Source organism: Micromonospora sp. NPDC051925 (assembly GCF_044548625.1).
In the GTDB taxonomy this organism is placed as follows: domain Bacteria; phylum Actinomycetota; class Actinomycetes; order Mycobacteriales; family Micromonosporaceae; genus Micromonospora.
In genome coordinates this window covers 1-12,653 of the sequence record NZ_JBIUCH010000046.1, presented here as the reverse complement: position 1 = coordinate 12,653, position 12,653 = coordinate 1, and the positions used below count along the sequence as shown (strand labels likewise).

Here is a 12,653-nt window from a genome sequence, read left to right as displayed (position 1 = left end):
GCCGTCTCCGAGGTGAACCTGTCCCCCGTCAACTGCATCCCATCACCCGAGTCACCCGCAAACCGGATCACCACCCGGTCCAACTGACGGATCTGGGTCGTGCCGGGCGCACCACCGTCCGCCGCCTGCCCGCCGTCGTACCGTGCCGTTGAGGTCATGGGTGATCAGTCCCTCTCTCCTGCGCGCGGCGCGCGCCACGACGGCGCGGTGCCCCGACGCGGCGGGCCGGCGTCCGGCCCGGCGGCACCCCCGCCGGCCAGCGCGCCGTCGGTGCGCGGCGCTCGGACGCCCGTACCGCCGGAGTCGGCGACCCCGTCGTCAGCCGGCGGGGTCGCCGACCGCATCAAGCGCCGGCGAAGCGCGTGCGACCAAACGATAGGTTCCGCCCCCGGCCGTGCCAACCCCTTAGCGATCCCCTACCCGAGTAGTACTTCGCACCGTCCTGCGACGGCCGGCGCGGTGCGTCCATCGGGGACGGACGAGGGGGCGCGTGCCTCGGCCCGGCATGGGACACTTGTATACGTGGGCGAGCTGACCAGCGGCGCAGTGGCCGAGCCGGGGTCACCGCTGCGGCCGGGTGATCCGGAACATGTCGGGCCCTACCGGCTGCGCCGCCTGCTCGGCTCGGGCGGCATGGGAGTGGTCTTCCTGGCCGAGGCGCCGGGCGGGGGCCGGGTGGCGGTCAAGGTCGTCCACGACGAGCTCCGGTCACGGCCGGAGTTCCGGCGTCGGTTCGCCCGCGAGGTCGCCGCCGCCGGCCGGGTGGCCGACTTCTGCACGGCCCGGGTGCTCGACGCCGACCCGCAGGGCCCGATCCCCTACCTCGTCACCGAGTACGTCACCGGGCTGTCCCTGCACGAGCACGTGGCCCGGCACGGTTCGCTCTCCGGGCCCCAGGCCGAGGCGCTGGCGGTCGGCGTGGCCGCCGGGCTCACCGCGATCCACGCCTCCGGGTTGGCCCACGGCGACCTGACGCCCCGCAACGTGCTGCTGTCCCCGTTCGGGCCGAAGGTCATCGACTTCGGGTTGGCGAGCCTGATCGAGGCCCTCGACCCGACGACCGGCCCCTCGTACGGCACCCCCGGCTGGTTGGCCCCGGAACGACTCGCCGGCTTCCCGCCGGCCCAGCCCGCCGACGTCTACGCCTGGGGCATCCTCGTCGGCTGGGCCGCCACCGGTCGGCTGCCGGTCGACCCCCGGGTCCACCCGGCCGACGGCCCCGACCTGAGCGGGCTGCCCGCCGGCCTGGCGACGGTGGTCGGGCGGGCGCTGCGTGCCGACCCTCGACAGCGCCCCACCGCCCGGGAGGCGATGCTGATCCTGGTGGGCAGCGCCGACACGGCGAGCATCCGGTCGGCGATGGGGCCGGTGACGGCGACCACCGAACAACTCGACGGCACCCGGCGGTACCCCGCCGTCGGTCAGCCGGCCACCCTGCTGGCCCCGGCACCGCCGCCGCGTCGGCCGCCACCGTCCTGGCCGCCGGTGGTGGCCGGGGTGGTGGCGGTGGTGGCCGCCGTCGTGCTGGGCGTCGTCGCGCTGCGCCAGGCCGACCAGCGGGGTGCGCCGCGCGCCGGCCCGAGCCCGTCCGCGCCGGCCGCCACCACGCCCAGCCCCACCCCGAGCCCGTCACCCACCCCGAGCCCGTCACCCGCCACGGTCACCGCGCAGGACGGGTCGCTGGAGTTCACCGTACGGGGGGTGCACTGCGGCTCCCGGGAAATCGGATTCTGGCCGCTGACCAGGAAGGCGGACGGCGTGTTCTGCATGGTCGACGTCGACGTGACCAACAAGGGGTCCAAGAGCGCCATTGTCTGGCCGCTCAGCCAACGGCTGGTCGACGCCGACGGGCGCGGTTACACACCGGACACCCGCTCGCTGCTCTACTATCCGGACACACAGCGTTTGACGAAGAGCATCAAGCCCGGCGACACGGTCAGCGGATCTCTGGTCTACGACACGCCGGTCGGCACCGAGTTCCGTCAACTCGTCGTCCACGACACACCCCTGAGTGCGGGCACCACCATCGATCTATCGTGACCGGGAGAGCCGGAGAATATGGACGTCGCCGTCGCCATCGGGCTCACCGGGCGGGCACTGACCCGGGCCCTGTACACCACTGGACGGGGCGTGGTGCTCGTCGCCACCGCCGCGCTCAGCCTGGCCCTCTTCATCATCACCACCCTCGCCACGGCGTTCATCCTGCTCGGTGTCGGGGTGCTGCTGCTGCCACTGGTCACGCCGCTGGTCCGCTGGCTGACCGGGCTGTGCCGGCGACTCGCCGCCCGCTCCGGGGTCCCGATCGCCACGCCCTACCTTCCCCTGCCACCGCTGGAACCGGGGGTGTTCGGCTGGGTGCAGCGCTGCCGGTCCATCCTCACCGACCCGGCGACCTGGCGTGACCTGCTGTTCCTGCTACTCAACGCGCTGGTCGGGTTCGCGCTCGGGCTGCTGCCGCTCACCCTGCTGGTCTACTCGGTGGAGGGGCTGGTGCTCTCCACCGGGTTCTGGATGCTGATGCGCGAGTCCGGGGTGAACTTCTGGTACGGCTTCACCGCGATGGACACCTGGCCGCACGCGGCGCTCGGGGCGCTGGTCAGCCTCGCGGCGTTCGGGATCTGGGCGGCCACCAGCCCCCACGTGCTGGCCGGACACGCGCATTTCGCCAGGTCGCTCCTGGGGCCGAGTGAACGGTCGCTGATCACCTCCCGGATGCGGCACCTCTCCGAGACCCGTTCGGACGTGATCAACATCCAGGCCACCGAGCTGCGCCGGATCGAACGGGACCTGCACGACGGCGCGCAGGCGCGACTGGTCGCGATCGGCATGAAGCTCGGCGCGGCCAACCGGCAGTTGCGGACCAATCCGGACGCCGCGGAGACCCTGCTGGTCGACGCGCGCAACGCCACCGCCACCGCGCTGGAGGAGCTGCGCTGTCTGATCCGCGGTATCCACCCGCCGGTGCTCGCCGAACGGGGCCTGGAGGACGCCATCCGGGCCATCGCGCTGGAGAGCCCGATCGAGGTCGACGTCACCGCCGACGTGCCCGGCCGGTTGGCCGCCCCGGCGGAGTCCGCCGTCTACTTCGCCCTCTCCGAGCTGTTGAACAACGTCGTCAAGCACGCCAACGCCGACCGGGCCAGCATCGAGCTGCGCCACGAGGACGGCTCACTGCGGGCGGTGGTGATCGATAACGGCCAGGGCGGTGCGGATGCCTCCCACGGCACCGGTCTCCGGGGCATCGAACGGCGCTGTGCTACGTTCGACGGGACGCTCGTCCTCAGCAGTCCCGAAGGTGGACCGACCGTCGCGATCCTGGAGCTGCCGTGCGCGTTGTACTCGCCGAGGACCTCTTCCTTCTGAGGCAGGGGATGGTCCAGCTCCTCGAATCGTACGACTTCGAGGTCGTCGCCGCGGTCGACAATGGTCCGGCCCTGCTCGACGCCCTGGTGACCCTCCGTCCGGAGGTGGCGGTGGTCGACGTACGACTGCCCCCGACCTTCACCGACGAGGGCCTCCAGGCTGCCCTGGAAGCCCGTCGCCGCTGCCCCGGCCTGCCCATCCTGGTGCTTTCCCAGCACGTCGAGCAGTTGTACGCCAAGGAGCTGCTCGCCGATGCCAGCGGCGGCATCGGCTACCTGCTCAAGGACCGGGTGCTCAACAGCGACCAGTTCGTGGACGCCATCCGGCGGGTCGCCGACGGTGGCACCGCGATGGACCCACAGGTGATCTCGCAGTTGCTGGCCGGTCGGTCCCGCCGGGAGCCGCTGTCCACGCTGACCCCGCGCGAGCGGGAGGTGTTGAAGCTGATGGCCGAGGGATGTTCAAACGCGGCCATCGCGCAACGCCTCATCGTCAGCCAGGGTGCGGTCGCCAAGTACACGACCAGTATCTTCACCAAGCTCGACCTGGCGCCGGCGGACGACAGCAACCGTCGGGTGCTGGCCGTGCTGGCGTACCTCAACGGCACCCGCGCCGACGTCTCCTGACGTCCACGCCGTCCCTGATCGCCCTTCCCGCCCGCGCACCGCGAAAGCGCCCCCGGTCCGGTCGACCGGGGGCGCTCCTGGTGCGTGCCGTGCTACTCGACGGCGATGGCGGCTTCCGCCGGACGGGAGAGCATCGCCCGGCGTCCCGGCAGCAGAGTGGCGGCGAAGGTGAGCGCCACCGCACCGGCCACCACGGCAAGGTAGATGAACACCGACCCGGAGGGGACGGGCCGTCCCAGCACCACGATGCTGAACGGCATCAGGGTGACGACGGAGGCGATGGTCCCCAGGACGACCCCGATGATGGCGACCATGCCGGCCTCGACGCCGAGCATCTGCAGGGCCTGTTGCCGGGTGGCGCCGATGAGCCGCTGCATGCCCAACTCCCGACGGCGACCGGCGGTGGCCACGATCAGGGTGTTCGCCACCGAGATCATGGTGTAACCGGCGACCAACGCGACGAGCAGGTAGTTGACCCACGCCAGGGTCTTGGTCCGCTCGGCGAACGTGGTGATCGCGTCATGTCCCTCGATCAGGGTGCCCGGCTGACCGCCGACCTTCTCCCGCAGGCTGGCCGCGAGCGCGTCCCGGTCGGTGCCGGGCGCGGCGGTGACCAGGATCTGCCGGGCCAGCCCGGTGGTGCTGTGGGCGGCGAGCAGCTCGGCGGGGAGCAGGATCGTCTCGAACCCCTCCTTCGCCGGGTAGAGCGCGACCACCCGCAGGTCCACCGCCGACCGGTCACCGAGCCGCAGGGTGATCTGGTCGCCGATGCCGACGCTGAGGTTCTTCCCGGCGACCTCGGGCAGCGCCACCGTGTTGCCGGTGAGGTCGGTCAGGTTGCCGGCGGTCGTCTGCACCCCGGTGATACCGGCGGCGCTGGCCCCGCTCACCCCCTGCAGGGGCCACGGCGACTCGACGTGCGAACCGTCGTACGGCTTGTTGATCCAGCCGGCGCTGGTGACGTACGCGGACGCCGCCTCGACACCCGGCGCGGAGCGGATCGCGTTGACGGTGTCGGCGGGGAAGCCGCCCGTGGTCGAGCTGAGCACCACGTCGGCGCGGAGGTTGTCGGAGTAGTAGCGCTCGGCGGCCTCGTTCTGGGTGGTCTGGAGGTAGAAGTTGGCCAGCGCCAGGCCCACCGCCAGCATGATCGGGGTGACCGCGGAGGCGACCCGGACCGCGCGGGTCCGCACGTTGATCGTGCCGAGGTAACCGGCGAGCCCGAAGAACGCCCGTGCCGGCACGCTGAGCATGGCGGCCAGCAGCCGGGTCAGCCCCGGGCTGATCAGCGCGATGGCGATCGCCCAGCACATCACCGCCGGCCCGGCGGTCGCCGAGGCCACCGCGCCCCGCATCGCGATCGCGGTCACCAGGAAGAGCGCGAACCCACCGCCGAAGAAGAGGATCGAGAACACCACCCGGGGCCAGGTGACCCACTTGCGCTGGAGGGCGGCCTCGGCGATACCGGCGGTCGGCCGGATCTTGGAGGGACGCCGACCGGCGACGTTGGCGGCCACCAGCGCGGCGAAGATCCCGACGGCCGGGCCGATCAGGTACGGCAGGAACCCCTGGTGGAACTCGACCACCGGCGAGATGACCCCGGCCTCCGCGACGATGTGGAAGAGCAGCGGTCCCAGGACCACGCCGGGCACACAGCCGAGGATCGCTGCGCCGACCGCCACCACGAGCGCCTCGCGGCGCACCATCGTACGGATCTGCCGGGGCGTCGCGCCGATGGAGCGCAGCAGCGCGATCTCCTTCTGCCGCTGCTGCACCGACAGGCCGAGGGTGCTGGCCACCACGAAGATCGCCACGAAGACCGTCATGCCGGCGAACACACCGGAGAGCGGGATGAGCTGGGCCTGCCCGCCGACCGCCTCGGGGAACTCGGCCGATCCCCGGTCGTCGCCGGCCAGCACAACCAGCTTGCGGTCGGCGAGGGCCCGCTCGATCTTGCCGCGCAGGGCCTCCACGTCGGTGCCGGGCTTGGCCACCACGCCGATCGCGTCGGCGCTGCCGGTGTGCGGGTTGAGTCGCCGCTCGTCGTCGCCGGAGAAGAACAGCGCCGTCTGGTCCACCTCGCCAGGCGGCGTGGCGATGCCGCTGACCTGGAAGGAGGAGGTCACCCCACCGACCACCACGTCGATCCGGTCGCCGACCTTGGCCCGGGCCAGCTTGGCCACCGCCCGGTCCAACACGACCTGGCCGGCCTGCGCGGGCGGCTGCCCGTCGAGCTTGTACGGCCCGAGCTGGGCCGATTCCCAGCCGTGGCCCAGGGACTGGGTGCCGACGATCACCGGAGCGCCGTTGCGGACGACGGTGGCGGCGAAGGACGACTCGGCGATCGCCCGTTCGACCCCGGGCACCTCCTGGATCCTGCTCACCAGGCCCGGGTCGATCCAGTACCGTTCGGCCAGCGGCACGGACTTGATGTCCTTGGTGTCCTGCGGGTCCTTCTTGGGCACGCCGTAGGTCTGCTTGCCGCTGACCACGACGTCGGCCGCCGCCAGGCGCTGCGGCGGGACCGCCAGCCGGATACCCGTCTCCATCAGCCCACCACAGGCGACGACCAGCGCCACGCCGAAGAAGACCGCGATGAACGTCGCGATGAACGCGAGCCTGCGGTAGCGCAGGGTGCGCCAGGCGAGGTACGTCATCAGAAGCCACCCCTGCCGGCGGACTGTGGCGCCCGGTTCTGCTGCCACGCGGTCAGGTGGGTCATCCGCTCGGCGACCACGTCGGCGGTCGGCGCCTCCAGCTCACCGATGAACTGGCCGTCGGCGAGGAACAGCACCCGGTGCGCGGCGGACGCGGCAACCGGGTCGTGGGTCACCATGATGATCGTCTGACCGCCACTGGACACCGTCTCGCGGAGCAGTTGCAGCACCTCGATGGTGGTCTGGGTGTCCAGCGCGCCGGTCGGCTCGTCGGCGAAGATGACCGCCGGCCGCATGATGAGCGCCCGGGCGATCGCGACCCGCTGCTGCTGACCGCCGGAGAGCTCGCTCGGCAGGTGCTTGCGCCGCTCCGCCAGCCCCACCCGGCCCAGCACCTCCACCACGGAGGAGCGGTCGGGCCGGCGGCCGGCCAGCCGGAACGGCAGGCCGACGTTCTGCTCGACGTTGAGCGCCGGCATCAGGTTGAACGCCTGGAAGATGAAGCCGACCCGCTCGCGGCGCAGGGCGGTGAGCTGGTTTTCGTTCATGCCGCTGAGTTCCTTGCCGTCCAGCATCACCGAGCCGGACGAGGGCACGTCGAGCCCCGCCGCGCAATGCAGGAAGGTGCTCTTGCCGGAGCCCGACGGCCCCATCACCGCGGTGAAGCTGCCCCGCGGGAAGCTCATCGTGACGCCGCGCAGCGCCTCGACCCGGTTCTCACCGCGCCCGTACGTCTTGCGGACATCCCCCAGACGGACCGCGTCATTGGACCCGCTGTTGGGCATCCGACTGTCTTTATTCCAGTTCACCTCATGCTCCCCGCAGAAGAACGTCGCCAGACGGCGGTGGGTATATGTTCACCGTATGGATCGGGCGGGCACCGATCTATGGAGCTAATGACCCGAACAGGTGGGTCTAGACCCACAGCCGCGGGTCGGTTTTCGAGCCCCCGCACCTGCTCAGCTCGCCTGGACCGCCGCCGACTCCCACTGCGGCCAGGAGCGCTCGGCTCCGCTCGGTGCCACCGCCAGCAGTCCGGCCCCGGTGGCGTCCATCGGAAGCCCGAGCGACAGCTCGGTGCGTCGCCGGACGTTCAGCTTCCGGTAGACCCGGGTGAGGTGCTGCTCGACCGTGCTCACGGTGATGTACAGCTTCTTACCGATCTCCCGGTTGGTGTGACCGAGCGCGGCCAGCGTGGCGACCCGCTGCTCGGCGTCGCTGAGCCGGGAGATCTCCTCGTGCTCCGGTGGGGCGTCCACCTCGTCGCCGCCCGCCGCGTCACCGCCGGGCAACAGTCGACGACACAGCGCCTGCGCCTGGATGTCCTTGGCCAGTTGCATCGCGCTGCGGGCCACCACCCGCGAGGTGTTGAACTCCCCGCGCCCGTAGTGCGCGCTGCTGAGCGCGGCGAGGGCGAGGAAGAGCTGGTAACGGTCGCCGGCTTCCTGGAGCAGGTTGGCCGCCTGCCGTAGCGTGTTGACCCGCTGTTTGACGTCGAGCGCCGACCCGAGCAGCCGCAGCGAGAGGCCCCTGGTCCGGGCGTTCTCGGCACCGGGCCGGGAGAGCTGCTCGGTCACCAGGCCCCGGGCCGTGTCGGCCCGACCGGAACGCAGGTAGACCTGGGCCAGGTCACCCCGCCAGGGCAGCAGGGTAGGCAGGTCCATCCCCCACTGGGTGGCCAGCTGCCCGCAGGTCTCGAAGTCGGCGAGCGCGGCGTGGGCCCGTCCGCCAGCAAGGTGCAGGTGGCCCCGGGCGCGCAGGTACAACGGCCAGAACCAGGTGTCCCGCATGGCATCCGGGATGACGTGCTTGAGCAGCGCCTCGGCCTCGTCCAGCTTGTCCATGCCGATCTTGGCAAGCAGCAGGTTGGACAGCGGCGACCCGATCGCGACACCCCAGTTGTGCGGTGACATCGCATCCAGTGCCTCGCGGGCGAACCGCTCGCTGAGCGGCAGGTCGCCCTGGCGCAGCGCGATGTGCGACCGGACGTCGGACAGGATGGCGTGCCAGGTGGTGGCGCCCCGCGCCCCGGCCTCGGCACCGAGGACGTCGCACCAGTGCACGGCCCGATCCATCCGGTCGGCGTACACCAGCGTCTGCAACGCGCACAGCGCCGCCTCCAGGCCGACGTCGACCAGCAGGTAGCTGCCGAGCACCTGTTCGGCGCGGGCGATCACCTCGTCGGTCACCCCGCCGGTGAGCACGGCGGTCAGCGACGGCGTGGCCGACCCGAGCGAGCCGGGCACCCGCGACGGGCTGGCCGGCGCGTCCGGGCCGGCGGCGGGGAGGTCGGCCGGCTCGGCGAAGGCGACCGGGAAGTGCAGCCGCAGCCACTCGGCGCACCCCTCCAGCTCGGCGGCGGTGGTGGCGTCCAACTGCTGCCGCGCCTCGCGCAGGTGCCGCAGCGTCTCCTGGGCGTCCTCCCGGTGGCCGTGCCAGAGCTGGTAGCGCAGCAGCGCCGCGGCGTGCCGCTCGGAGAGGTGCCCGGCCCGCAGCGCGTCGCGCTGGGACTGGAGGTGCTGGCTCACTGCTGCCGGGTTGACCCGCCACTGGCAGTCGGCCAGCGTCGCGGTCAGCGCCGCCCGACGGGGGGCGTCGTCGCACATCTCGTGGGCCAGCTTGAGCGACTCCACCGCGTCGTCGACGCGGTCCTCGGCGAGCGCGTGCGTCGCCGATTCCTGGAGCACGGTGATCGCCCACGGCTCGGCGAGACCGCCGGCCGCGAGCAGGTGGCCCCCGATCGCCGAGGCGGACGCACCCTCGGCGTGCAGCAGCTCCGCCGCGCGGGCGTGCATCTCGGACAGGGCGTCCGGGGCCAGGTCGTGCAGCACCGCCGCCCGCGCCGCCGGGTGGCGGAACCGGCCCGCGTCCAGCAGACCGGACGTGGTCAGCGCGTCGAGTACCCACTGGACCCGGGCCGGCTTGTTGTCCAGAAGCCGACCCAGCAACGCCGGGGTGGCGAGGTCGCCGAGCAGGGCCAACCCGTGGGCCATCTCCAGGATCGCCGGATCCCACCGCCGCAGGCAGGCCAGGACCGCCTGGCGGAACTGGTCGCCGACGATGACCTCCGTGCCGTCCGCCGCCCCGGCGGCCCGCCGGTCCTGGCCGAGCCCGTGCAGCAGCAGCGGGTTGCCGCCGCTGATCCGGTGGTACGCCGGAGCGAGCGCCGCGGCGGTGTCCGGGTCCGTCCAGCCGCCCAGCAGCTCGGCGACCCCCGCCTCGGACAGCGGGGACAGCTGGATGTTGCAGAAGCAGGCGTGCCGGGTGAGCTCGGCGCGGAACTCCGGGTTGAACGGCTGCGGTTGGGGCGACTCGGTGAGCACCACCAGGATCTGCGCGGCGGTGAGTCGGCGTTGCAGGTAGAGCAGGGTTTGCAGGGTGGTCTCGTCGGCGAACTCGACGTCGTCGACGAGCAGGACGAGTGGCCGCTCCCGGGCGATGCCGAGCAGTTCGGCGCACATTCCGCGCACCGCCCTGATGTCGGGGGCCTCCTCGAGGGTGGCCACCCCGAGGTCGATGAACGCGCCGACGCGTCGCAGCGTCTCGGCCGGCAGCGGCACGCTGTTGAAAAGTTGCCCCATCACGGCGGCGGGCAGCAGCCGCTCCGCCCGCGAGCAGGCGGCGCTCAGCACCAGCCCGCCGGCCGCATCGACGTGGTCGGCGAAGGTCCGCAGCAGCTCGGTCTTGCCCGTGGCGCCGGGGCCGCTGATCAGCGCGACCCGTCCCCTGCCCGTGGCGCTTCCGGAGTAAAGCTCCCGCAAGATGTCAAGCTCGCGGCTTCTCTCCACGAATTCCACCCGTCTCCCCCCAGGTCAGCGATGACGCATCGAACAGGGCGCTGCCGCCTGACGGGACAGGCCCCCGACCAAACCGTTCGGCTCGATGCCACGCGGTCCGCCGAGGCCCACCCGGTCACTGACCACGTCAGCCCGCAAACCGGGTCTTTCAATGATGATGGTCAATTCATTGACGGCTTTCGCCGCGCCTCGACGGCGGACACAGCATACATAGACACCCGTACAAGACGGTAGTGGGGTGGTGATACTTCGTCACTGATATTGCGCACGCGGGTGGCGTTTTGTCGGGTTGTCGGCATCGGCGAAAAAATTACCAAGCAGTAGCAATTACATGATCCAATAACGCTCCGCCCCGCCCACCTGCACAGACAGCCACAGAATCAGCCGCCCCGACAGGCTCTTGACCTGGTAAAGGGCTCCAGCAGGGGCCCTTACCGGAAATCTTCCACCAAGTCCACCTCGATCCCACCGGCCCCGACGACATCGTCACACCACCATCGAACGGGCGAGACGCAGCAAATCGGGCAATTGACTCTTGAGGAAAAATTGAGTTTCAGTCTGAAGACAGAGCTATTACAGACGCAATTCAAACCTCCGAGCAATCCTGCACCCTTGCATCATCGGCGCGGGCTATCGCAAATACGACTCGCCAGGTCCGGAAAGTGGCCGCAGGTTGACCGGCCACTGAAATCTGGTCACTGACCGGCGGGTTAGGGGTCGCTTCCGGGTATACGCAGGCCTTCCCTGCCGCCAGGCTGGAGTCATCCGAAGGCAGTGACGCACCACACGGTGTCGGGAGAGCGTCTCCGCCCCAGCCGAGGAGGAAATCGTGAACGATCTCACACGGGTGAGCAGCGCGCGGCGGTTCAGCGGCGTTCGCGGCGACGACCACTTCGACGTGGTGCTCGAGGGTGGCCCGACCGGTCTGCCGGCCACCGACCGGGCCCGCAGCGCGCCGGTCGGCACCGGCCGCATCAAGGTGCCCTACCTGGGCGGCTACGAGCACTTCGAACGCTCCGGTGACCACGACGGCCTCAACGACGACGCCTCGCGGGTGGTGGTCTTCCGCTGGACCATGCGGACGAAGATCGCCGAGTGACGGCACGATGAATGGGGGCACCGCTGGCCGGTGCCCCCATTCATCGTCGTCGGATCAGCCGGTCGACTCGCCGGGCGCCAGCCGCTTCAACTCGGCGCCGATCAGCCGGATCACGTCGGCGGCATGGTCGTTGAGGTAGAAGTGCCCGCCCGGATACACCCGTACGTCGCACTCGCCGGTGGTGTGCCGACGCCAGTCGTTGGCCTCGTCCAACGTGGTCATCGGGTCGACGTCGCCGGTGAGCACGGTGATCGGCGCGTCCAACCGCTGCTCCGGGTCCGCCCGGTAGGTCTCCACCGCCTTGTAGTCCCCGCGCACCGCGGGAAGGATCATCGGCAGCAGCTCCGGGTCACCCAGCACCCGCGGGTCCGATCCGCTGAGCCGGGCCAACTCCCGCAGCACCCCGGCGTCGTCGAGGGTGTGCACGTACCGCTCGTCCCGGACCCGGGACGGGGCCCGGCGGCCGGAGGCGAACAGCCGCACCGGCGGCCGGCCGGTCTCCCGCTGCAACCGCAGCCCCACCTCGTAGGCGACGACCGCGCCCATGCTGTGGCCGAAGAGCGCCACCGGCCGGTCCAGCCACGGCCGCAAAGCGGCGAAGACCCCGTCGGCCAGGTCGGCGACGCTGTCCAGCACCGGCTCGTGTCGGCGGTCCTGCCGGCCCGGGTACTGGATCGCCAGCACGTCCACGGCGGGCGAGAGGGCCCGGGAGACCGGAAACAGGTAGCTGGCCGAACCACCGGCGTGCGGCAGCGCCACCAGCCGAATCGCGCTGGACGGCGCCGGATGGAACCGCCGCACCCACAGGTCGTTCTCTAGCGTTGCCGTCATCACTGGTCCTCTTGGGATCGGCGCTGCGGGCCCGCCCCGCAGCGGGACGTTACAGCAGGATGTTCCCGTGCCGGCCCCGCCCCAGCGGTGCCTCGGCCAGTACGCGGACAAGCCGGGTGACCGGTGCGTGGCCGACACCCGCTGACGAAGCGAGCGTAGGAAAACCCGGGAGACCGGGACAACCCCTAATACTCCAACGTCACCTGGCCTGTCTGCGCTGGTAGTGGGATCGTCGGGCTCGGGCTTGGGATGTTCGCCGCCAGTACGACCAGTGCAGGAT

8 protein-coding genes are annotated in these 12,653 nt (G+C 71.3%); 4 read left to right on the top strand and 4 right to left on the bottom strand.

The window, feature by feature from the left end; genetic code table 11:
• Positions 1-522 precede the first annotated feature (522 nt).
• The 3 genes from ACIG87_RS32055 to ACIG87_RS32045 are packed head-to-tail and all read left to right on the top strand — an operon-like array spanning position 523 to position 3,989.
• On the top strand, positions 523-2,040 hold the full coding sequence (locus tag ACIG87_RS32055; protein ID WP_396855368.1) for a DUF4352 domain-containing protein: 1,518 nt from the start codon (positions 523-525) through the stop codon (positions 2,038-2,040).
• A gap of 18 nt (positions 2,041-2,058) precedes the next feature.
• A complete protein-coding gene (locus ACIG87_RS32050) occupies positions 2,059-3,363 on the top strand; it encodes a sensor domain-containing protein (protein WP_396855367.1) in 1,305 nt (434 codons plus the stop codon).
• A complete protein-coding gene (locus ACIG87_RS32045) occupies positions 3,327-3,989 on the top strand; it encodes a response regulator (RefSeq protein ID WP_396855366.1) in 663 nt (220 codons plus the stop codon). Before ACIG87_RS32050 ends, ACIG87_RS32045 begins: the two co-directional genes overlap by 37 nt.
• A 92-nt stretch (positions 3,990-4,081) precedes the next feature.
• Here ACIG87_RS32045 and ACIG87_RS32040 read toward each other — a convergent pair whose 3' ends face one another.
• The 3 genes from ACIG87_RS32040 to ACIG87_RS32030 all read right to left on the bottom strand — a co-directional run bounded on the left by ACIG87_RS32040 (position 4,082) and on the right by ACIG87_RS32030 (position 10,443).
• Positions 4,082-6,646, bottom strand: a complete 2,565-nt coding sequence (locus ACIG87_RS32040; RefSeq protein ID WP_396855365.1) for an FtsX-like permease family protein — start codon at positions 6,644-6,646, stop codon at positions 4,082-4,084.
• Positions 6,646-7,455, bottom strand: a complete 810-nt coding sequence (locus ACIG87_RS32035) for an ABC transporter ATP-binding protein (RefSeq protein ID WP_396855364.1) — start codon at positions 7,453-7,455, stop codon at positions 6,646-6,648. Before ACIG87_RS32035 ends, ACIG87_RS32040 begins: the two co-directional genes overlap by 1 nt.
• A gap of 150 nt (positions 7,456-7,605) precedes the next feature.
• Positions 7,606-10,443, bottom strand: coding sequence for an AAA family ATPase (locus ACIG87_RS32030; RefSeq protein WP_396855363.1), 2,838 nt, complete (start codon positions 10,441-10,443; stop codon positions 7,606-7,608).
• An 829-nt stretch (positions 10,444-11,272) separates the two neighbouring features.
• On the opposite strand from ACIG87_RS32030, the gene ACIG87_RS32025 reads away from it, so the two are divergent.
• Entirely contained in the window at positions 11,273-11,542 is a 270-nt protein-coding gene (locus ACIG87_RS32025; RefSeq protein ID WP_396855362.1) for a DUF5988 family protein, read from the top strand.
• 54 nt (positions 11,543-11,596) lie between these two features.
• On the opposite strand, the gene ACIG87_RS32020 is transcribed toward ACIG87_RS32025, so the two are convergent.
• Positions 11,597-12,373: a thioesterase II family protein gene (locus tag ACIG87_RS32020; RefSeq protein WP_396855361.1), complete on the bottom strand. Its 777-nt coding sequence runs from the start codon at positions 12,371-12,373 to the stop codon at positions 11,597-11,599.
• Positions 12,374-12,653: the final 280 nt, after the last annotated feature.

Bases quoted from the DNA above. Each gene is read 5' to 3' on its own strand.
- ACIG87_RS32050 (WP_396855367.1), top strand. From the start codon at position 2,059: ATGGACGTCGCCGTCGCCATCGGGCTCACCGGGCGGGCACTGACCCGG.
- ACIG87_RS32040 (WP_396855365.1), bottom strand. From the start codon at position 6,646: ATGACGTACCTCGCCTGGCGCACCCTGCGCTACCGCAGGCTCGCGTTC.
- ACIG87_RS32020 (WP_396855361.1), bottom strand. From the start codon at position 12,373: ATGACGGCAACGCTAGAGAACGACCTGTGGGTGCGGCGGTTCCATCCG.